Source organism: Verrucosispora sp. SN26_14.1 (assembly GCF_004307965.1).
Taxonomy (GTDB): domain Bacteria; phylum Actinomycetota; class Actinomycetes; order Mycobacteriales; family Micromonosporaceae; genus Micromonospora.
In genome coordinates this window covers 1-20,560 of sequence record NZ_SISL01000060.1, presented here as the reverse complement: position 1 = coordinate 20,560, position 20,560 = coordinate 1, and the positions used below count along the sequence as shown (strand labels likewise).

Sequence of the window (20,560 nt, the reverse complement as noted above, 5' to 3'; positions counted from 1 at the left end):
GCACGGTGGCGAGCCGGGTCAGCCGGTCGGCGAAGCCGGCCACCTCGTGGGCGAGCGGGCGACGCCGGGCCGCGTACTCGTCCAGGAGGGTGTCGGGGCCCCCGGCCAGCACCGCCGACAGGGTTTCGCCGAGGTCGGCGGCGTCGCAGATGCCGAGGTTCATGCCCTGCCCACCGGCCGGGCTGTGCACGTGCCCGGCGTCCCCGGCGAGCAGTGTCCGCCCTGCGCGGAAGGTCTCCGCGACGCGTCGGTGCAGCCGGAACCGCGAGGACCAGAGGACCTCCCGGACCTGGTCCGGCTGCCGTCGCGGGCCCCGCTCGTCGAGCAGTCGTTGCAGGTAGGGCAGGTCCGGCTCGGCGGGTGGGTCGGTCACGGTGGCGACCAGCCGCACCCGGTCGTCGGGCAGTGGAGCCCAGACCAACGGACCGCCCCGGGCGAGGAAGACCGACGCGCCGTCGCGGGGCAGCGCGCTGTCCAGGTGTACGTCGGCCAGGACGAACGACTCCGCCGACCCGTCCGGCCCGGTGAAGGGGATACCGGCCAGGTCACGGACCGTGCTGTGGATGCCGTCGGCACCGACGACCCAGCGTGCCCGGACGGTCGCGTCGCCGAACTGCGCCACCACGCCGTCGGCGTCCTGACGCAGCCCGGTCAGCCGGTACGGCCGCAGCACCCGGCCGCCCGCCTCGGCCAGCCGCTCGGCGAGCACCTCCTCGGTGACGGACTGGGAGACCATCAGCGCGTACCGGTGACGGCTGGGCAGCCGGTCGAACGGCACGGTGACCAGCATCCGGTCCCGGTCGCGGACACTGAACCGGGCCGACCGCAGCCCGCGCGCGACCAGCGGCGCGCCGGCGCCGACCCGGTCCAGCATCTCCAGGGTGTACGCGTGCACGACCGCCGCACGCGAGGTCACCGCCGGTGTCTCCCGCTGGTCGACCAGGGTGACCTCGACCCCCCGCCGGGCCATCGTGAGCGCGGCGGTCAGGCCGGTCGGTCCGGCTCCGACGATCAGGACGTCCGTGGTGGCGGGCAGCATGACGACCTCCCCCGATCCGATTGCCAACAAGCGTTGGCAAACACTTGTTGGCAACGCTAGGCGCCCCCGACCGAAGAAGTCAACACGTGTTGGCATACCGTCGTGCACATGACGGAAGGCGTACCGCAGAACGAGCCGGCACCCGGCGGTGGCCGCCCCCGCAATGCGGACGCGACCCGCGCGGCCATCCTGCGGGCCGCCCGCGAGCGCTTCGCGGCCGACGGCTACGACCGGGCGACGATCCGGGCCATCGCCGCCGACGCGCGCATCGACCCGTCCATGGTGATGCGCTACTACGGCAGCAAGGAGGGCCTGTTCGCGGCGGCGGCCGAGTTCGACCTGCGGCTACCGGACCTGAGCGGCACACCGGCCGACCGCCTCGGCGAGACGCTGGTCGGCTACTTCTTCACCCGCTGGGAGGGGGACACCACGCTGCCGGCGCTGCTGCGCACGGCCAGCACCAACCCGAGCGGTGCCGAGCGGGTACGCGACATCTTCGCCACCCAGCTCGGCACGGCCGTGGCCCGGGTGGTCGTCGACCCGACGGAAGCCCCACACCGCGCCGGCCTGGTCGCCAGCCAACTACTCGGCGTGGCCCTGACGCGGTACGTCCTGCACCTGCCCCCCATGGTCGACCTCTCCCCACCCGACCTGGTCGCCTGGCTGGCCCCCACCATCCAGCGCTACCTCCGCGACCCGACGCCGAGCCGGTCATGAATGGGCCCGCTCAGGGCGTCCGGCATTGCCGGACGCCCTGAGTCGATCAAGAAGTTCTGGTCACAATCGGGCGGTGGGAGCCCCAAAAACCTCTTGATCATCGCCGTGGAAGGGACTTGGCGGGACGGCTCACCTCGGGTCGGGGCCCTTGACGACAGGAGCCCGGACCAGGTTGCCCCACTCGGTCCACGAGCCGTCGTAGTTGCGTACGCGCGGGTACCCCAGCAGGTGCCGCAGCACGAACCAGGTGTGGCTGGACCGCTCGCCGATCCGGCAGTACGCGATCACGTCGTCGTCCGGGCTCAACCCGAGCTGGTCGGCGTAGATCGTCCGCAGCTCGTCGGCGGACTTGAAGGTGCCGTCGTCGTTGGCGGCGGACTTCCACGGCTTGCTCACCGCGCCCGGGATGTGCCCGCCGCGCAGCGCGCCCTCCTGCGGGTAGTCCGGCATGTGCAGCATCTCGCCGGTGTACTCACCCGGCGACCGCACGTCCACCAGCGGACGATCAGCGTCGACGTGCGCCGACACGTCCTCCCGGAACGCGCGCACCGGCGCGTCGTCGCGCTGCGGCACCGGGTACTCCGCCCTCGGCCGGACCGGCTTGTCGCGGGTCAGCTCCCGCCCCTCGGCGATCCACTTCTGCCGACCGCCGTCGAGCAACCGCACGTCCCGGTGGCCGAAGAGGGTGAAGACCCAGAGGGCGTACGCGGCCCACCAGTTGAAGTTGTCGCCGTAGAAGACGACCGTGTCGTCACGGCCGATGCCCTTGGCCGCACACAACTCGGCGAACCGCTCGGCGTCCAGGTAGTCGCGGGTCACCTGGTCGTTCAGCTCCAGGTGCCAGTCGACCTTCACGGCACCGGGAATGTGGCCGGTGTCGTAGAGCAGCACGTCCTCGTCGGACTCGACCACGACGAGACCCTCGTCGCCGAGGTGCTCCGCCAGCCATTCGGTGGTCACCAGCCGTTGCGGGTCCGCGTACGACTGGAGTCGGGGATCGGGATCACTGGGCACAGACATGAGCCCCAAGGTACGCCGAGCACCCGCGTCCGCGCGGGGTTGTATGTAAGGAGGGGTCCCCTGCTAACGCCTCCGGTATAGCAGGGGACCCCTCCTAACAACGTGCACCGAGCGGCAGCACCGCCCGGAGCACCCGCCCGGGGCTGACGCGCGGGGCGAGTGAGGCGCGGACAGCGGCGAGGCGGGGGTTCGGGGGCGGAGGGGGTGCAGGTCAGTCGGGGAGGGGGCTGAGGGTGGGGCGTTTGGCGGTGCGGGTGTCGCCGGAGGAACGGCCGGTGAGGCGACGCTTGAGCCAGGGCGCCAGGTGTTGACCGGCCCAGCGCACGTCAGCGGTACGGGCCGCCAACCACGGGCTCGGCGCCGGCCTCGGGGGTACGAGCAACCACTCCTCGTCGCAGCCGACGCCCAGCGCGTCGAGCACCTGGGCGGCCACCCGACGGTGACCGACCGGCGACAGGTGCAGCCGGTCGGTGCTCCAGAGCAGCGGGTTGAGGTACGTGTCGTCGGCGTACAGGTCGACCAGGATCGCGCCGTGCCGCTCGGCGGTCTCCCCGACGGCGCGGTTGAGCAGCTCGATGCGGGGTGCGATCAGCCGCTGCCCCGGCAGTCGGGCCATCACGTCGGCGAACCGGAACAGCACCACGTCGGAGCCGCCCGAACGCAGATCGCGGACGACCTCGTCGAAGCGGCCGACCAGCGCGGCCGGGTCGAAGTTGCGGCGCAGCACGTCGTTGCCGCCGGCGGCGAAGCTGATCAGGTCGGGCCTCATCGCCAACGCCGACGGCACCTGCTCGGCCACCACGTGTGGGAAGAGTCGACCGCGGATGGCCAGGTTGGCGTACCGGAACTCGGGCCCGGCCTCGGCGGCCAGCCGGGTGGCCACCAGGTCGGCCCAGCCCCGGAACGTGCCGTCCGGGTACGAGTCGTCCAGGCCCTCGGTGAAGCTGTCCCCGACCGCGACGTAACTGCGCCAGCGCACTGCTCACTCCTCGAAGCTGCGGGTAAAGCTGCTGTGTGTGTAAGGAAGGGCACCTTATTAACGCCTGCGGTATAGCAGGGGTCCCCTCCTAACACCTGGGAGTCTGGCACCGGCCGCATTCACCGGTCTGCCCCGCGCTCGCCGAACGTGGCAGACGTCATCCACCCGGCGACGCGGCGACGCGGCGGGCAGACGTCATCCCTCCACCGAGGCGGCGGGCAGCCGACAGCGGCCGGTGCAGGCGCGCGGCGGGTCGACCGCCGAGCGACGGTACGGCCCCCAGGCCACGAACCGGGCGAACAGCTCAGGCGGTGTCGGGCCGCCGTCCGGGTCGAGCCGGAACAGATCGTGTGTCGCCTCGAAGTACAGCCCGGACAGGTAGACGGCCAGGTCGAGCCAGCGGTCGTCGTACTCGACCCGGAGCAGCAGCCGCGCCTCCGCGCAGGGCCACGAGTGCCCGCAGGCCCGGCACAACCAGAGCGGACGCAGCGGCAGATGCTGCGGGCCGGACATCGGATGCTGCCGAGGCCGCTCGGCCGCCGGACCACGACGCGGCACCGGGTACGACTTCGGGTGGGACATCTCGACCTCCGCCTCCGGGTGGGGCCGCCCCGGCACGGGGGAGGTGCCGGGACGGCCCCGGTGCAGTCCCACCCCGTCCCCGGTGGATGGGAGCAGGACCGCCGGGTCACATTCTGCTGACCGGACGACTACTGTCGGAAGGCATCGACACTGGCCGTGGCGATGGTGGGGCCGGGCCGGGCATCCATCCGAACGGCCGAGAATTCGTGGAGGCAGCGTGGAATCCGAGCCGACCGCCGAACTGATCCGGGCACAGTTGCGCAGGCTGCGACTCTCGGCCGACCTGACCCAGGAGGATTTCGGCAAGTTGGTGCACTTCTCCGGCTCGCAGGTCTCCGCGATCGAGCTGGGGCAACGCCCGTTCGACCGGCTCTTCCTCAAGCGGGCCGACGAGGTGCTGAAGAGCGACGGCCTGCTGTCGGGGCTGCTGCGCATCGCCGAGCTGCACGGCCAGCCGAACTGGCTACGCCCCTGGCTGGACGCCGAGCGCAACGCGCGGCAGTTGCGCTGCTACCACCCGACGCTGATCCCCGGCCTGCTCCAAACCGAGCACTACGCCCGCGCGGTGATCCAGTCCGACGACATGCTCAACGATGAAGAGATCGAACGGCGGTTGGCGGTACGGATGGATCGTCAGGCGATCCTCGCCCAGCCGAACCCACCGGCCCTCATTGCGGTGATCGAGGAGACCACCCTGCGCCGAGCTGACGAGAGCTTCCGAAGCATCATGACTCAGCAGATCAGCCACCTGCTCGAATGCGTCAAGCGCGGGGGCGTGCTGGTGCACCTCATTCCTGCCGAGGCAACCGTCCATGTTGGACACGCTGGACCGATCACCTTGGCCCGAGGGGTCGAGGGTGAGTGGCTGGGGCATCTGGAGAACCATGTCGGCGGCGCGACCATCGACCGTGACGAGCAGATCGATACCCTGCTGGTGAGGTGGGAGGGTGTCCGCAGCGTCGCTCTCTCCAAAGGACAGTCCGAAGCCCTGATGAAGGAAGTGATGGAGTCATGGTCCACGATCTGACCGGCGCAGACTGGCGCAAGTCCACCCGCAGCGCGAGCGGCGAATGCGTCGAGGTGGCCGACAACCTTCCCGGCATCGTCGGTGTGCGCGACAGCAAGGACGCCACCGGCCCGGCGCTCGTCTTCACCCCGACCGCCTGGCACGCCTTCATCGCCAAGACCAAGCGCCCCTGAACCCGAACAGCAGAGAGGTCAGGTCAGCGACGTCACCTGCATGATCGCGTCGGCGAAGGCCCTCGGCGCTTCCTGCGGCAGGTTGTGCCCGATGCCGCCGCTGATCGTGCGGTGCTCGTACGGGCCGGTGAACTGCTTGGCGTACACCTGAGGTTCCAGGTGGGGTGCGCCGTTGGCGTCGCCTTCGAGGCTGATGGTGGGCACCGTGACGGCGGGCTTGTCGGCCAGCCGGTCTTCCAGGTCGGCGTACTGCGGTTCGCCGTCGGCCAGGCCCATCCGCCAGCGGTAGTTGTGGATCACGATGTCGACGTGGTCGGGGTTGTCGAGGGAGGCCATGCTCCGGTCGAACGTGGCGTCGTCGAAGGTCCACTGCGGGGACGCCGTCCGCCAGATCAGTTTGGCGAAGTCCCGCAGGTTGCGGGCGTACCCCTGACGGCCCCGGTCGGTGGCGAAGTAGAACTGGTACCACCAGGCGTGCTCGGCCGCAGGGGGCAAGGGTGCCTTGCCCGACTCCTGACCGTCGATCAGGTAGCCGCTCACCGCGACCAGCCCGGCGCAGCGGTCCGGCCAGAGGGCGGCCACGATGTCGGCGGTGCGGGCACCCCAGTCGAACCCGGCCACCGTCGCCTGCGGCACGTCGAGGGCGTCCAGGAACGCGACGGCGTCGCAGGCCATGGCCGCCGGTTCGCCGTTGCGGACGGCGTCGGGCGAGCGGAAACTCGTCGTGCCGTAGCCGCGTAGGTGTGGCACGAGCACGCGGTGGCCGGCGTCGGTGAGCAGCGGCACCACCTCGGCGAAGCTGTGGATGTCGTACGGCCAGCCGTGCAGCAGCAGGACGACCGGTCCGTCCGGCGGGCCGGCGTCGACGTACCCGACGTTCAGGACACCCGCGTCGATCTGCCGCACGTCATCGAACAAGGTCCCGCTCCTCGCCCTCGATCACCGACCGCTCCCTCCGGACGGTAGGGCGCGAGGGAAGGCGACGACGACGGTTCCGGCAAGGAGGCGGGAGTCGCTGCGGCGCTGACTACAATCCCACGTCGTCGCTGCCGCGCAGCAGGGCGAGCAGCCCGTGACCGTCCTCGATCCAGACATCCGGCGCCAGCTCCGGCGCGTCGGGTTCGCGGTCGGTGCGCGGCGAGCGCATCAGGACCGCCGCCCCGACACCGGCCCGCCGCGCGCAGGCGATGTCCCGGTGCAGGCTGTCACCGACGAACCAACACCGATCCACCGGTACGCCGATGGCGTCGGCGGCCAACGCGGCGAAGCGCGGGTTCGGCTTCCGCAGCCCCGTCTCGTCGCTGTAGAACTCGGCGGCGAAGCGGCCGGAGAGTCCGGCGGCGGCCAGGAAGTCGCGGTGGGCGGCACCGCAGAGCGCGTTGCTGACCACGGCCATCGGCACTCCCGCCTCGGCGGCGGCGGCCAACGCCTCGGGGATGCCGGGCCGCACCTGCCACTCCGTGCGCCACGTCGACGCGTACGCCAGCGGGGTGGCCTGCCGTGCGACGGCGGCCCGGGCCGGTTCGGGCCAGCCGTGGGTGACGAAGTCCGCCCACACCCGGTCGTGCGTCAGCTCCATCGGCTCGGCCGAGACGCCGGTCTCGTCCCGCCACCGCCCGTACGCCCGCGCACCCGAGGTCAGGTCGGCCGCGATCCGCTCGTCCGGCAGGACACCGTCGATCACCTCGGACATCCGCCGGACGACCTCCGGCGACGCCCACCCGTTCCCCGGCGCGTCCGCCAGCACGCCCCCGAAATCCAGCAACAGTCCGCCCGGCGCCCGCATCATGCCCCCATCCTCGCCCAGACCGTCACCGGCGACGGGCCCGGTGTGGAGATCCGCCGATCCGCACCGGTCAGGGACGTACCCGGCTCAGCGCCCAGGCGACGAGACCGGTCACCACGCCCACGATGACCCCGGTGAAGACGCTGCTGATGGTGGCGAAGAACCGGACGACGACCGTCTGTACTCCCGGTGCCAGGTCGGTGAGGTTGCCGCCGAGCGTCGGCGGTTCGTCGAAGGCGACGTCCCAGAGGATCTGGTGGGTGACCGCCAGCAGGACGCCGTAGCAGAGACCGACCGCGAGCAGGGTCAGGAACGGGTTGGGTACCCGCCGGACCAGCGCCACCGTGATCCAGACGACCGGCGGTACGACCACCAGCAGCAGGTTGACGAAGGTGCGCTCGTGCACCAGGCCCAGGTCGTGCAACACCACCCTGGGCAGGCCGAGCAGGGCCAACCCGAACAGGGCGAGCAGCGGCAGACCGAGCAGGGAGCGGTGCGACGAGGTAGCGGTCATGCCGGCAACGCTAGGGACAGCCGGGTCGCCTGCCATCCGCACGCGGACCCGATCGCGGTACGTCGGGAGGCGACCCCGGACGTCGCCCCGCGACGACTCCGGAGCACCCCGTCCGCGCCGTACGCTGGGCCGGTGAGCGGTCAGCCGAGCCAGTCTGCGGTACGCCGGGTCCGGCCCTGGCTCACCGACGTCCTGCTCGGCGTGGGCGTCACCGCCGTCGTCTCGGTGGTCATCACCGCCAACGAGGGTGGGCGGCAGGAGCCGGACCGGATCGCCTACCTGTGGGCGGTGGGTCTCGGCGCGCTGATGCTGGCCCGCCGCCGCTACCCGGTGGTGGTGCTCGCCGTCACGGTGCTCGGCCTGTTCGCCTACTACGCCGCCGGCTACCCGGCGGTCGGTCTGGCCGTGCCGGTCGCCGCCGCCCTCTTCTCCGCCGCCGAGCAGGGCCGCCTCGCCGCCTCGATCACCGGTGCCGTGGTGGTGGTCGTCGTGTCCGTGGTCGTCCGTCTCGCCGAGGGGCAGAACTTCTCCTTCGTCGTCGGCTACGAGCTGGCCGGTCACGTACTGCTGATGGGTGCGGCAATCGCGCTCGGCGACAGCCTCCGGTCCCGGCGGGCCGCGCAGGCCGACGCGCGACGGATCGCCGAGCTGACCGGGGAGCGCTACCGGCAGGAGGCGGACGCCCGGGTGCAGGGTGAGCGGCTCGCGATCGCCCGGGACCTGCACGACTCGCTCGGCCACACCACCTCGGTGATCGCGCTGCACGCCGACGTCGCCCGGGAGGCGCTGGGCCGCGACGAGGAGGCCACCAGGTCGGCCCTGGAGCTGATCCGCGCCACCGCCCGCCGGAGCATGGACGACCTGCGGCGGACCGTGGCCCTTCTCCGTCGGGACGACGACCCGGCCCGCACGGTCGTGTCGCTGGCGCACCTCGACGCGGTGGCCGGGGCGGCCGGTGCCGCCGGGTTCGACGTCGACGTGCGGGTCGACCTGCACTCCGCGCTGCCGGCGCCGGTGGAGGCCGCCGCATACCGGATCGTCCAGGAGGCGGTCACCAACGTGGTCCGGCACTCGGCGGGCAGCCGGGTGGAGATCCACGTCGCGCAGGACGACCGGCAGGTGACGGTGTCGGTCACCGACTCCGGCGCGGACCGGCGGAGCACCGACCGCGCGGCGGACAGCGGGCACGGCATCGCCGGGATGCGGGAGCGGGCCCAGAGCCTCGGCGGCTCACTCACCGCCGAGCACCAGCCCACCGGTTTCGCCGTACGGGCCGAACTGCCGTGGGCGGGTACGACGTGACGACCGTGCTCGTGGTCGACGACCAGGACCTGGTCCGGGCCGGGATCCGCACGCTGCTGGAGTCCGACGCGCGGATCAGCGTCGTCGGGGAGGCCGCCGACGGCCGCACCGGCCTGCACCTGGCCCGCCGGTTGCGGCCGGACGTGGTGCTGATGGACATCCGGATGCCGATCCTGGACGGGTTGGCCGCCACCGCCGCGATCCGCGCCGACGAGACGCTGACCGGGACGCGCGTGCTGATCCTCACCACCTTCGACGACGACGAGGACATCGTCGAGGCGGTCCGGCTCGGTGCCGCCGGGTACCTGCTCAAGGACACCGGCTCGGACGACCTGCGGCGAGCCGTGCACACCGCCGCAGCCGGTGGGAACCTGCTGTCGCCCACCGTCACCCGCCGGGTGATGGAACAGCTCGCCGCCGTTCCCCGGCTGCCGCCGCCGGACCCTCGACTGGCCGTGCTCACCGAGCGGGAACGGGCCGTGCTGGCCCGGGTCGGGCTGGGCGAGTCCAACGACGAGATCGGCCGGGCGCTGTTCATCAGCCCGGCCACCGCCCGCACGTACGTCAGTCGCCTGCTGGCCAAGCTGGACGCCCGGGACCGCACCGCGTTGGCCGTCATCGCCCATCGCGCCGGGCTCGACGACCCTGGCCACGCCTAATCGGATCGCCGTCGGGCACCCCGGGTCGTACGCTGCGGCCATGCTGCTGCGCATGTCGACCACGCTGATCCGGACGCTGCGCGAGGACCCGGCCGACGCGGAGGTGCCGAGTCACCGGTTGCTGCTGCGCGCTGGTTACCTGCGCCGAGCCGCCCCCGGCGGGTACACCTGGCTGCCGCTGGGCAAGCTGGTGCTGGACCGGGTCGCCGAGATCGTCCGGGCCGAGATGGCCGCGATCGGTGACCAGGAGGTGCACTTCCCGGCGCTGCTGCCGGCCGAGCCGTACCGCACCAGCGGACGGTGGACCGAGTACGGCGACGACATCTTCACGCTGGCCGACCGCCGTGGTGCCGAGCACCTGCTCGCCCCCACCCACGAGGAGTTGGCCGCGCTGCTGGTGAAGGACCTGTTCACCTCCTACCGCGACTTCCCGGTCACGTTGTTCCAGATCCAGACCAAGTTCCGCGACGAGGCCCGGCCCCGTGCCGGACTGCTGCGCGGACGCGAATTCCTGATGAAGGACGCGTACTCCTTCGACCTGGACGAGGCGGGGCTGCGCGCGGCGTACGACCGGCACCGGGACGCGTACCGGCGGGTCTTCGACCGGCTGGGCCTGGAGTACACGGTGGTGCACGCGACGTCGGGAGCGATGGGCGGTTCCGCCTCGGAGGAGTTCCTGGCCATCGCGCCCGTCGGCGAGGACACGTTCGTGGGCTGCACGGACTGCCACTACGCGGCGAACACCGAGGCGGTGACCACGCCCGCCCCGGCGGCCGGTGACCCGCTGGCCCGGCCGCCCGTCGAGGTGCACGACACCCCGGAGACGCCCACCATCGCCAGCCTGGTCGCGCTGGCCAACGACCGTCGACTCGCCGGACGCGACGACTGGACCGCCGCCGACACCCTCAAGAACGTCGTGCTGACCGTACGCCGACCCGGCGTTCACGAGACCGAACTGCTCGTCATCGGCGTGCCCGGTGACCGCGAGGTCGACCTCAAACGGCTCGCCGCGGTGCTGGCACCGGCCACCGTGGACGTCTTCGACGCCTGGGACGAGCGGCCCGACCTGGTCCGCGGCTACATCGGGCCGCAGGTCTTCGACAAACTCGGCATCCGCTATCTGGTCGACCCCCGGGTGGCGCCGGGCACCGCCTGGCTGACCGGGGCGAACGAGCCGGGGCGGCACGCCACGAACGTGGTCTGTGGCCGCGACTTCACCCCGAACGGCACCGTCGAAGCCGCCGACGTACGCCCCGGCGACCCCTGCCCCGCCTGCGTCGGCGGAAGCCTGACCATGCGTCGGGGCATCGAGATCGGACACATCTTCCAACTCGGCCGCCGCTACACCGACGCCTTCACGGTCGACGTCCTCGGACCGCAGGGCAAGCCGGTACGCCCCACCATGGGCTGCTACGGCATCGGGGTGTCCCGGGCGGTGGCCGCGATCGCCGAGCAGCACCACGACGACCGGGGACTGGTCTGGCCGGCGGCGATCGCCCCCTGCGACGTACACCTGGTGGCGGCCGGCAAGGGTCCGCAGGTCGAGGCGGCGCTCGACCTCGGCACCCGACTCGCCGCCGCCGGTCTGCGGGTGCTGGTGGACGACCGGGCGGGAGTCTCCGCCGGGGTGAAGTTCACCGACGCCGAGCTGATCGGCATCCCGCGCACCGTCGTGGTCGGCCGCCGCCTGGCCGACGGGTACGTCGAACTCCGTGACCGGTCCACCGGGGAACGTGCCGAGATCCTGGTAGGCGACCTGACCGAGCGTCTCGTTGAGGAGGTAGGCCGGAACGTGGTGTAGCAGTCACGTAACCGGGTAACGCATCCCGATCGGCAGAAGGTGTTCTGGAGGCTCTCATGACCGAGTATCGGGTCGTCGACGTGATGACCAAACAGGTGATCTACCTGTCGGCGGAGACCACACTGGACGAGGCCGCCCGGGTGATGCGGGACGCCGACATCGGCGACGTGGTGGTGACCGACGGTGCCGAACTGGCCGGCATCCTGACCGACCGGGACATCGTGGTCCGCGCGGTGGCGGAGAACGCCAGCGCGACGACCACCACCATCGGCGCGATCCTCACCCGCGAGGTGGTGATGATCGAGCAGTTCTGCACCGCCACGAAGGCAGCCGCACTGATGCGCGAGCGCGGTATCCGCCGCATCCTCGTCTGCGACCACGAACGCAAACTGGTCGGCATCGTCTCCCTCGGCGACCTGGCGATGCAGCTCGACCCCACCTCCGCCCTCAGCGAGATCAGCGAACAGGCCCCCCAGGTGTGACAGGTGTCAGAAAGCGACAGGTGTAAGGAAGGGCACCTTATTAACGCCTGCGGTAGAGAAGGGGTCCCCTGCTAACACCCGGCGCACCCGGCAGGCCCGGCGCACCAGGCGCACCCGGCACACCCGGCACGCCAGGCACGGCGGCGCACCCGGGGCGCACCGCGCACGACACGCCCTCCGCGACCGTGCGCGATCTCCTCCCGCGCACTGCGACCGCCGACCGCGACCACCGACCGCGCACCCGCGGCCACGACCGTGGGCGCGACCGCAGTGCCGCGCCTGGCGCCGGTAGCCTGGCGGGATGCCCGAGATGCCGAGCAAGCTGGCGGAGATCGTCGACGAGTTCGCCTCCGCACCCCGTGACGTGGTGCTGGAGATGCTGCTGGAGTACTCCGACGCGGTGCCGCCGCTGCCCGCCGACCAGACCGGGCACGAGGGCATGGAGCAGGTGCCGGAGTGCCAGACGTCGTTCTTCCTCCGCGCCGAGGTGACGCCCGAGGGCACCGTGCGCACCCTGTTCGACTGCCCGCCGGAGGCGCCCACCACCCGCGCGTTCGCCGGCATCCTCGCCGAGGGGCTGGCCGGTGCGAGCCCGGAGCAGGTGCTCGCCGTCCCGGACGACCTGTACCAGCGGATGGGTCTGGCGCAGGCGATCAGCCCGCTGCGCGTACGCGGCGGCAACGCCATCCTCGCCCGACTCAAGCGGCAGGTCCGCGAGCAGGTCGGCTGACCTGCCCTGCTCCCACGGCAGGTCCGGGAGCGGGCCGGATCACTCCATCGGCAGGTACGGGAACAGATCGGCGTACCGGCGGGTTGTCTCCGGTCATGGAGATCGACATCTACGCCGACGTGGTCTGTCCCTGGTGCTGGATCGGCCTGCGTCGCCTGGAGGAGGCCCTCGCCTCGTACGACGGTGAGGTCACCGTCCGGCATCGCCCCTTCCAACTCGACCCGTCCCCGGTGACCGCGCCGGTGCCGCTGCTCGACGCGCTGGCCGCCAAGTTCGGCGGCCCGGAGCAGGCCCAGCAGATGGCCGCCCAGGTCACCGAGATCGGTGCGAGCGTCGGGTTGGAGCTGAACTTCTCGCGGGCGATCGCGGCCAACACGTTCGAGGCGCACCGACTGATCGACTGGGCGTCCGAGCGGGGTCGCGGCACCGAGACGGTGAACGCTCTGCACAAGGCCCACTTCACCGACGGCGTGGACATCGGCGACCGGGCGGCGCTCGCCGAGATCGCCACCGGTGTCGGGCTGGACGGCGCGGAAGCCCGCCGTTTCCTCGACTCCGACGAGGGCGTCCCCGCGCTCGACGAGGAGCTGACCGAGGCGCGGCAGCTCGGCATCACCAGCGTGCCGACCTTCGTGTTCGCCGGGAAGTACGCCGTCTCCGGCGCCCAGGACCCGGCCACCCTGCTCGCCGCCCTCAGCGAGGTCGCGGAACGTGAGGCCGCCGGCTCCTGATCCATTGGCGGCGGCGATGTTTCACGTGCAACCACATCGACGTCGATCGAGGATCAGGCCAGCCTGGCCAGGTCCTCCACCACTCGCGCACCGGGCAACACGGCCAGCGCCGAGCCCGGTAGGGCGATCTTGCTGTGCCGCACACCCGATCCGATGATCACGTACGGTGCGGCCACCACCCGGGCGTCGACCAGGATCGGCCACTCCGGCGGCAACCCGATCGGGGTGATGCCGCCGTACTCCATGCCGGTCGACTCGACCGCGTCGGCCATCGGGGCGAAGCTCGCCTTGCGGACGTCGAGCGCACGTCGGGCCACGCCGTTCACGTCGGCCCGGGTGGTGGCCAGCACCACGCAGGCCGCGTACCGGACGACGCCCTCCCGCTTGCCGGCGACCACCACGCAGTTGGCCGATTCGTCGAGCCCCACCTGGTACGCGGCGCAGAATGCGGCGGTGTCGGCGAGCTCGGCGTCGATCGGCGCGACCAGCACCGCGTCGACGTCCACCGGCGCGTCGGCGGGCCACTGCGCCAGCGCGTCGGCGACCGGTGCGGCCAGCAGGTCGGGGCGATTACGGGCGGGCTCGGTGCGCAACGTTCCCATCACGGAAGCGATCGTCGCACCCGCGACGCGTGCGCTGGTCACCGAGGGCCCCGGCCAGCCGTGGAGCGACCGGCAACAGGACACGCCGGTCCCGTCGCCGGTCAGCCGTTGGTCAGGAAACCGTGCTCCTGGAGCAACGCCCGGTCCCGGGCGACGGCCATCTCCTCCGCCCGCTCCGCCTGCACGCGGCGTGCCTCGATGTCCTCCAGTGCGTGCCGGACAGCGAGCCGGATCACCCCGTAGAGGAAGACGAAGCCGCAGACGTACAGGAGACAGGTGACGACGAACGTGAGCATGAGCCGACGGTAGGACGAACGCGAACGAGAGCGACTGTCATCTTGTCGCCGTTCCCCCGTACGTGTCGGCCAGGTACTCCGCCCAGGTGCGACGACCGGTCGGGCGGGCCTCGGTGACCAGTCCACCGTCGCGCAGCTCGCGACCGAGGCGGCCGGGAAAACGCACCGGCAGCATCGGGCGGCGGGAGTTCCGCGCCTGCCGCCAGGTGCGTACCGCGTCGTCGAACCGCAGCACCTCGGGGCCGCCGTACTCCACGATGCCGTCGCGCGGACCGGCGCGCAGCAGCTCGATCAGCTTTTCCGCCACCTCACCCGGATCGACCGGCTGGGCCACCACGGCCCGGTCGGCGATCACCGGGCCGAGCTTGCTGGACATCTGCAGCAGCTCGTCGAGAAACTGCGGGAACTGGGTGGCCCGCAGCACCGTCCACGGCACCCCACCGGCGGCCACCACCTGCTCGGCGGCGAGCTTGTGTCGGTAGTACGCGTAGGGCACCCGGTCCACGCCCACGATCGATATGTAGACCAGGTGGGCCACGCCCGCACCGGCCGCTGCGGCGACCAACCGGCCGGTGCCCCGCACGTCGATCTCGTGGGTACGCCGGGTCGGCGAGGACGCCAGGTGCAGGATCGCGTCCACCCCGGCCACCGCCGCCGCGACGCCCTCGCCGGTCGCCAGGTCCGCCACCACCCATTCGACACCCGATCCGGTACGCGCCCGCCGGCTGGTGGCCCGCACCTGGAACCCCTCGGCGACCAGCCGGGGCAGCACCGCCCCGCCGAGCCGGCCGCCCGCTCCGGTGACCAGTACCCGCATCTCAGCCTCCTTCGTCGACTACCGGGACGACGGGTCGAGACCGGCGCGACGTGACAGCTGTGGGCCACCTCACCGGATCAGATCCAGCACGGTGAGTACGACGAAGAAGGCGATCACCGCCTCGCTGACCAGCCAGGCGTGGCTGTCGGCCCAGTCCCGGATCCGGGGCAGCACCGCTGCCGCCCGACGGCCGAGCAGCAGCAACGCCAGCAGCGGCAACTCCAGCAGGGTGAGGGTGAGCAGCATGAACGGCAGCAGGTGCCACCACGGCAGGCCCTGCCGGGCTGCGCTGGCACCGACCGTGAGCATGGTCAGGTCGTCGGCCGGCATGGCGAGGAAGAGCAGCAGGCCGACGCGGAGCGCGTACCGGGGAGTGGCGTGTTGGAGCCGACCCATCCAGGCGGGCGGCCCGGAGTGCCGGCGCAGGAACACCACCACCGCCAGGACGGCCAACAGCGCCAGGACGATCCAGTCGACGACCCGTTCGAACCGGCCGTCCCCGGTGTCGAGGCTGATCCGGAACAGGCGGGTGACCAGCCAGGCCAGGGTCGTACCGCCGCACACCACGATGGCCGCGCCGGCCAGGTAGCCCAGCGACGCGGCCCGGGGCCGGTCGGAGGAGGCGAAGAAGACCGCCGCCACCAACTGGGTCCCGGCGACCATGACCACGGCCAGCGGTAGGAGAGTCAGGAAGTTCATCGCGTGCCCATCCTCCCGGCTGCCTCCGCCCCGCACCTCGGATTCGGCGGATGCGCACACCCGCCGGGCTCAGGCCGCCGCGACCCGTACGCCGGGCACGACCCGACCGGCGAGCAGCGCGCCGACCAGCGCCAACCCGGCTGCCGCCGCGAGGGTCACCGCGTAACTGCCCGGGCCGGGTGCCGCGCCCGCCGCCAGCACCGCGCCCGTCAGCGCCAGCACGGCGGCTGCGGCGAGCGAGTCGCACAACTGCAACGACGAACTGTTGCGTCCCTGCTCGCCCGGGGCCGACAACTCCAGGGTCAGCACCGACAGCGACGGATACAGCAGGCCCATGCCGATCCCGGCCACCGCCCAGCCGCACACGCCCACCCCGACCGGCACGGCGGGCAGCACCGTGAGGCCCACCACCGCGACACCGAGGGTGATGCAGGTCAGCCCGGCTCTCGGCAGGGTGGCCCGGCTGCGGGGCGCGCGGACCCGGCCCTGTAGCCACGACCCGAACGACCACGCGACCGCCCCGGTGGTCAGCACCAGGCCGGCTGCGGTGGGCGAGAATCCGCGTTCGCGGGACAGCATCAGCGGGATCACCACCTCCGCGCCGACGAACGCGCCGGAGGCCAACCCGCGCAGGCCGACCACGGTGGGTAGGCCCCGTCCGGCCCGGAGGAATCCGCCGGGCAGCAGTCGCGGAGCGCAGACCAGCAGACCGACCATGGCCGACCCGACCAACGCCACGGCGGTGACGCCGCGCTGCTGACCCCCGATGTGCAGCAGTGCGGCGCTCACCCCCGCCCCGCACGCCCAGCCGATCCGCCTCAGCGGACCGAACGCGTCGCGCGGCGACCGCACCGGCCCGTCGACGCCGGTAACCGGCCCGTCCGGTGACGGGCCCGCTTTGGTCGACGGGCCCGCGCCGATCGACCGCAGGCCGGGATGGACCAGCAGCACCGCCGGCACCGCCACCACCGGCACCGCCAGGAAGACCCACCGCCAGCCGACGTACTCCACCACCAGGCCCGCCAGCAACGGCCCCACCAGCGACGGCACCACCCACGCGGCGGCGAACGCGGCGAAGATCCGCCGGTGCAGGTGCTCCGGGTACGCCTTCGCGACGATCACGTACAACGCGACCGACAGCAGACCGGAGCCGAACCCCTGCACGATCCGGCCCACCACCAGCGTGCCCATCGTGATCGCGCTCCCGGCGAGCAGCAGCCCGACGACGAAGCCGCCGAGACCGGACCACATCGGCAGGCGCGGTCCCCGCGCATCGCACCAGATGCCGGAGATCACCATGGCCACCACGCCCGCCGCGAACGGGCCGCCGAAGGCGATCCCGTACAGGGCCAGGCCGTCCAGGGCACGGGCCACGGTCGGCATGGCGGTGCCCACCGCCAGCGCCTCGAAGGCCAGCAACGAGACCAGCGCCACGCTGCCCACCGTCATCGCCCGCAGCCGAGCGGCGAAGATCGTCTCCACCGTCGCCGAAGCTGAAGCCGGGGTCACATCCGGCGTCGAGGCGATGGCGGTCACCGGACGTCCTCATGGCAGGCCGGGACACCGACGGAACGCCGGAGCGACACGATGGGCATGTCGGTGAGCATGCGACCTAGACCCAGGTTCAGGTCAAGGGTGACGCCGCTTACCGTCAGGCCGACTCCAGTGCCTCCCCGATGCCCTTCGCCAGCCCTGACAGGTGCTGATCAGCAAGCAGGTGCCCGGCGGTGATCACCAGCGCCAGCGGCCACTCGATCACCTGGAGCGCGGTGAGCACGCCGATTCCCGCGTAGTAGGCGAGCTTGTCCGGCGGTGGTACGGCCACCATGCCGAGCCACGGGATCTCCACCCGGTGGGTGAACGCCCGCAGCGTCTCCTCCGTCCCGCTGAGTTCACGTGTCAACGCACTCATCTCGGCCTCCCCCTGGACGACGACACCCACCCCGGATTCCACCGCCGAGGCCGTCCATGCCCGCCGAGCCGAGAAACTTCCCCGCCCCGACGGGCATAAGGGACGCCTCGCCGGGAAGCCAGGCCGCCGGGCCCGACCGGTAGGAGGCTAGATGCGGCGACCCGTGTCCGTACCGCCGCTGGTGGGCGACGCCTCACGTAGCGTCGGTGCCGCCGCCACCCGGCTGGCCCGGGCCGTCGGGCTGTCCAGCCGTCGGGTGTGGTCCCGGCCGGGACGCCACCACATCGAGGTGCACGGCGTCTGCCAGGACGGCGGCGACACGCTGGCCCGGCAGGTCGAGGCGGCCCTGGAACGGATGCCCGGCGTGCTCTGGGCCCGGGTCAACGCCCCCTCCGGACGGGTGGTCGTCGCCGTCGACACACCCGGGCCGAAGGTACGCCACCTGATCGCCGCCGTCGCCCGCGTCGAACGCACCTGCCCGCACGAGCCCGACCCGGAGATCCCGCCCCCGCACCCGCCCGAGGAAGGACCGCGTACCGCCCGTACCCTCGGGGCGCTCGCCTCCGACGCGCTCGGCCTGACCATCTCCGCGGCCACCCGGATCCTGCCCGTGACACCGGTGCCCGCCGAGGTGTCCGGCCTGCTCAGTGCCATCGACCTGCACCCGAAGCTGCACGCCCTCGCCGGTTTCGGCCTGCGCCGCGACCCCCGGGCCGAGGTCATCTTCCCGCTCGCCGAAGCGGTGGTGCAGGGCCTCACCGGCGGCTGGACCGGCATCGTGCTGGACGGCGCCCAACGCATCGTGCAGTGGGGCGAAGGGCTCGCCCAACTGCACGCCTGGGAGAAGGCCGAACCCCGCCTCACTGGAGAGCCGGACCGGGCGGTGGCCCGCTCACCCGTCGGCGAACGTCCCTGCCCGAAACCGGACGGCGCCCCGGAGCGGTACGTCACCCGGATGCTCGGCACCGGCGCGGCGGCCTTCGCCGCCGCCACACCCGTCGTCGGTCCGAAACGCGCCGCCGCGCTGGGGCTCTCCGCGCTACCCAAGGCACCCGGCAGCGGTCGCGAGGGGTACGCCGCCCAACTCGGCCGCATCCTCGCCAGGCGGGGCGTCATCGCGATGGACCGCAGCGTGCTGCGCGAACTCGACCGGATCGACACGCTGGTCCTCGACGCCCGGGTGCTCGGCTCCGACCGGGGTGTCCTGGCCGACCTGGCCCCGCTGCCCGGCGCCGACACCTCCCAGGTAGCGGCACGGGCGTTCGCCCTGTTCACACCGACCGCCCCGACCGACGTACGCCGACTCGACGGATGGCGACTCGGCCCGCTCGACCGCATCGACGTCCACGATCCCGGAGACACCGACGACAGCCGCCGACTCCGCGAACGCGGCGGCACCCTGCTCGGGCTGGCCCACGGCGACACCCTCGCGTCCGTACTGAGGGTGGAACCGGAACCCGCGCCCGGCGTCGACGCCCTGCCCGCCGTCACCCGACAGGCCGGCCTGCGGCTCGTGGTGGCCGGTGACGACACCGAACGGTACGCCTCCGCCGACGCGATCCTGCCCGGCGACGACCGGCTGGCCGAATCGATCCGCACCCTGCAACGCGAGGGAGCGGTGGTGATGCTCGTCTCCGGCGACCGCGCGGCGCTCGCCGCAGCCGACTGCGGCCTGGGCGTCGCCGACCCGGAAGCCACCCCGCCCTGGGGAGCACACCTGCTGGTCGGCACCGACCTGCGATCGGTCGCACTGATCATCGAGGCAGCCGGGGTGGCCCGCCGGATGACCAGCCAGAACATGCGCATCGGGCTGGCCGGCAGCGGGCTCGGCGCACTCGCGGCCTTCACCGCCGACCCCGCGCTGCTGCCCGGCCGCAGTCTCGCCTCGGTCAACGGGGCGGCGGCACTGGCCTTCGCGCACGGCATGTGGCGCGCCGGCCGCCTCTCCGCCCGCACCGAGTCGACGGCCCCGGCGCTCACCGCCTGGCACCTGATGCCGGTGCCGACCGTCCTCGACCAGCTCCGAAGCGAACGCGGCGGACTGACCGACACCGAGGCCGAGCGTCGACGCGCCGCCGGGCCGGGCGAGACCTCCGGTCCCGGCGGGCTGCTGCGGGCCTTCGTCGACGAGCTGGCCAACCCGCTCACGCCGGTGCTCGCCGCCGGGGCGGTCCTCTCCGCCAGTTTCGGTTCGCTCGTCGACGCCGCCCTGGTCGGTGGCGTGGTCGGTGCGTCCGCGCTGGTCGGCGCCGTGCACCAGCGCAACACCGAGAAGTCGTTGGCCGCGCTGCTGTCCCGCGCGGCCGTCACCGCCCGGGTCCGCCGCGACGGCACGGACCGGGTGATCCCGGCCGAGGACCTCGTGGCGGGCGACGTGATCGTGCTCGAATCCGGCGACGCCGTACCCGCCGACTGCCGGGTGCTGGACAGCGTCGGGCTGGAGACCGACGAGTCCTCGCTGACCGGTGAGTCGCTGCCGGTCGCCAAGACCGACCAGCCGGTGGTGGCCGCCGCCGTCGCCGACCGCCGGTCGATGCTCTACGAGGGCACCACCATCGCCGCCGGACGTGGCGTCGCCGTCGTGGTCGCCACCGGCACCGACACCGAGGCCGGGCGCAGTCTCGCCCTCGCCCGACAGGCCCCACCCGCCAGCGGCGTCGAGGCCCGGCTCGGACGACTGACCCAGTCTATT

The 20,560-nt window shown here is 72.5% G+C and carries 23 protein-coding genes; 10 read left to right on the top strand and 13 right to left on the bottom strand.

What is annotated here, in order from left to right; translation table 11 throughout:
* The coding region (locus EYA84_RS08845) for an FAD-dependent oxidoreductase (protein ID WP_131052549.1) at positions 1 to 1,039 on the bottom strand (1,039 nt) is incomplete at its 3' end.
* Positions 1,040 to 1,147: 108 nt separating this feature from the next.
* Between EYA84_RS08845 and EYA84_RS08840 the strand changes: the two genes are divergently transcribed.
* The gene (locus tag EYA84_RS08840) at positions 1,148 to 1,756 is read left to right on the top strand and encodes a TetR family transcriptional regulator (protein WP_131052548.1); all 609 of its coding nucleotides are present in this window, start codon (positions 1,148 to 1,150) and stop codon (positions 1,754 to 1,756) included.
* Between the two features lie 129 nt (positions 1,757 to 1,885).
* Here EYA84_RS08840 and EYA84_RS08835 read toward each other — a convergent pair whose 3' ends face one another.
* The 3 genes from EYA84_RS08835 to EYA84_RS08825 form a co-directional block, all read right to left on the bottom strand.
* The gene (locus tag EYA84_RS08835; protein WP_131052547.1) at positions 1,886 to 2,776 is read right to left on the bottom strand and encodes a sulfurtransferase; all 891 of its coding nucleotides are present in this window, start codon (positions 2,774 to 2,776) and stop codon (positions 1,886 to 1,888) included.
* A gap of 211 nt (positions 2,777 to 2,987) precedes the next feature.
* Positions 2,988 to 3,755 carry an SGNH/GDSL hydrolase family protein gene (locus EYA84_RS08830; protein WP_131052546.1) on the bottom strand — a complete coding sequence of 256 codons (768 nt, stop codon included), beginning with the start codon at positions 3,753 to 3,755 and terminating at the stop codon, positions 2,988 to 2,990.
* Between the two features lie 195 nt (positions 3,756 to 3,950).
* Positions 3,951 to 4,337 (bottom strand): hypothetical protein, encoded by a 387-nt coding sequence (locus EYA84_RS08825; protein ID WP_131052545.1) that lies wholly within the window; start codon positions 4,335 to 4,337, stop codon positions 3,951 to 3,953.
* Positions 4,338 to 4,554: 217 nt separating this feature from the next.
* Between EYA84_RS08825 and EYA84_RS08820 the strand changes: the two genes are divergently transcribed.
* On the top strand, positions 4,555 to 5,364 hold the full coding sequence (locus EYA84_RS08820) for a helix-turn-helix transcriptional regulator (RefSeq protein ID WP_131052544.1): 810 nt from the start codon (positions 4,555 to 4,557) through the stop codon (positions 5,362 to 5,364).
* The gene (locus EYA84_RS08815; RefSeq protein ID WP_131052543.1) at positions 5,349 to 5,537 is read left to right on the top strand and encodes a DUF397 domain-containing protein; all 189 of its coding nucleotides are present in this window, start codon (positions 5,349 to 5,351) and stop codon (positions 5,535 to 5,537) included. The genes EYA84_RS08820 and EYA84_RS08815 overlap by 16 nt, the downstream gene beginning before the upstream one ends.
* Before the next feature lie 18 nt (positions 5,538 to 5,555).
* On the opposite strand, the gene EYA84_RS08810 is transcribed toward EYA84_RS08815, so the two are convergent.
* The 3 genes from EYA84_RS08810 to EYA84_RS08800 all read right to left on the bottom strand — a co-directional run bounded on the left by EYA84_RS08810 (position 5,556) and on the right by EYA84_RS08800 (position 7,837).
* Positions 5,556 to 6,455, bottom strand: a complete 900-nt coding sequence (locus EYA84_RS08810; protein WP_131052542.1) for an alpha/beta fold hydrolase — start codon at positions 6,453 to 6,455, stop codon at positions 5,556 to 5,558.
* A 109-nt stretch (positions 6,456 to 6,564) separates the two neighbouring features.
* Positions 6,565 to 7,326: an HAD family hydrolase gene (locus tag EYA84_RS08805; RefSeq protein ID WP_131052541.1), complete on the bottom strand. Its 762-nt coding sequence runs from the start codon at positions 7,324 to 7,326 to the stop codon at positions 6,565 to 6,567.
* 67 nt (positions 7,327 to 7,393) lie between these two features.
* The gene (locus EYA84_RS08800; protein ID WP_131052540.1) at positions 7,394 to 7,837 is read right to left on the bottom strand and encodes a hypothetical protein; all 444 of its coding nucleotides are present in this window, start codon (positions 7,835 to 7,837) and stop codon (positions 7,394 to 7,396) included.
* A 132-nt stretch (positions 7,838 to 7,969) separates the two neighbouring features.
* Here EYA84_RS08800 and EYA84_RS08795 point away from each other — a divergent pair, with 132 nt between their 5' ends.
* The 6 genes from EYA84_RS08795 (at position 7,970) to EYA84_RS08770 (ending at position 13,542) form a co-directional block, all read left to right on the top strand.
* The gene (locus EYA84_RS08795; protein WP_131052539.1) at positions 7,970 to 9,139 is read left to right on the top strand and encodes a sensor histidine kinase; all 1,170 of its coding nucleotides are present in this window, start codon (positions 7,970 to 7,972) and stop codon (positions 9,137 to 9,139) included.
* On the top strand, positions 9,136 to 9,798 hold the full coding sequence (locus EYA84_RS08790; protein ID WP_131052538.1) for a response regulator transcription factor: 663 nt from the start codon (positions 9,136 to 9,138) through the stop codon (positions 9,796 to 9,798). The genes EYA84_RS08795 and EYA84_RS08790 overlap by 4 nt, the downstream gene beginning before the upstream one ends.
* Positions 9,799 to 9,838: 40 nt before the next feature.
* Positions 9,839 to 11,599, top strand: coding sequence for a proline--tRNA ligase (locus EYA84_RS08785; protein ID WP_131052537.1), 1,761 nt, complete (start codon positions 9,839 to 9,841; stop codon positions 11,597 to 11,599).
* Between the two features lie 56 nt (positions 11,600 to 11,655).
* Entirely contained in the window at positions 11,656 to 12,081 is a 426-nt protein-coding gene (locus EYA84_RS08780; protein ID WP_131052536.1) for a CBS domain-containing protein, read from the top strand.
* A 301-nt stretch (positions 12,082 to 12,382) separates the two neighbouring features.
* Positions 12,383 to 12,811, top strand: a complete 429-nt coding sequence (locus tag EYA84_RS08775; protein WP_131052535.1) for a SufE family protein — start codon at positions 12,383 to 12,385, stop codon at positions 12,809 to 12,811.
* A gap of 38 nt (positions 12,812 to 12,849) precedes the next feature.
* Complete coding sequence (locus EYA84_RS08770; RefSeq protein ID WP_343232762.1) at positions 12,850 to 13,542, top strand: DsbA family oxidoreductase; 693 nt, start codon at positions 12,850 to 12,852, stop codon at positions 13,540 to 13,542.
* 53 nt (positions 13,543 to 13,595) lie between these two features.
* Here the strand turns inward: EYA84_RS08770 and EYA84_RS08765 are convergent, their stop codons facing one another.
* From EYA84_RS08765 to EYA84_RS08740, 6 genes are all read right to left on the bottom strand, one after another.
* Positions 13,596 to 14,144: a YbaK/EbsC family protein gene (locus tag EYA84_RS08765; RefSeq protein ID WP_131052551.1), complete on the bottom strand. Its 549-nt coding sequence runs from the start codon at positions 14,142 to 14,144 to the stop codon at positions 13,596 to 13,598.
* Positions 14,145 to 14,245: 101 nt separating this feature from the next.
* Positions 14,246 to 14,440 (bottom strand): hypothetical protein, encoded by a 195-nt coding sequence (locus EYA84_RS08760; protein WP_131052533.1) that lies wholly within the window; start codon positions 14,438 to 14,440, stop codon positions 14,246 to 14,248.
* A 37-nt stretch (positions 14,441 to 14,477) separates the two neighbouring features.
* Positions 14,478 to 15,257 carry an SDR family oxidoreductase gene (locus tag EYA84_RS08755; RefSeq protein ID WP_131052532.1) on the bottom strand — a complete coding sequence of 260 codons (780 nt, stop codon included), beginning with the start codon at positions 15,255 to 15,257 and terminating at the stop codon, positions 14,478 to 14,480.
* A 69-nt stretch (positions 15,258 to 15,326) separates the two neighbouring features.
* On the bottom strand, positions 15,327 to 15,956 hold the full coding sequence (locus EYA84_RS08750) for a GAP family protein (protein WP_131052531.1): 630 nt from the start codon (positions 15,954 to 15,956) through the stop codon (positions 15,327 to 15,329).
* Positions 15,957 to 16,025: 69 nt separating this feature from the next.
* Entirely contained in the window at positions 16,026 to 17,405 is a 1,380-nt protein-coding gene (locus EYA84_RS08745; RefSeq protein ID WP_131052550.1) for an MFS transporter, read from the bottom strand.
* A 202-nt stretch (positions 17,406 to 17,607) separates the two neighbouring features.
* Entirely contained in the window at positions 17,608 to 17,868 is a 261-nt protein-coding gene (locus EYA84_RS08740; RefSeq protein ID WP_131052530.1) for a hypothetical protein, read from the bottom strand.
* A gap of 151 nt (positions 17,869 to 18,019) precedes the next feature.
* Between EYA84_RS08740 and EYA84_RS08735 the strand changes: the two genes are divergently transcribed.
* The coding region (locus EYA84_RS08735) for a cation-transporting P-type ATPase (protein ID WP_236145667.1) at positions 18,020 to 20,560 on the top strand (2,541 nt) is incomplete at its 3' end.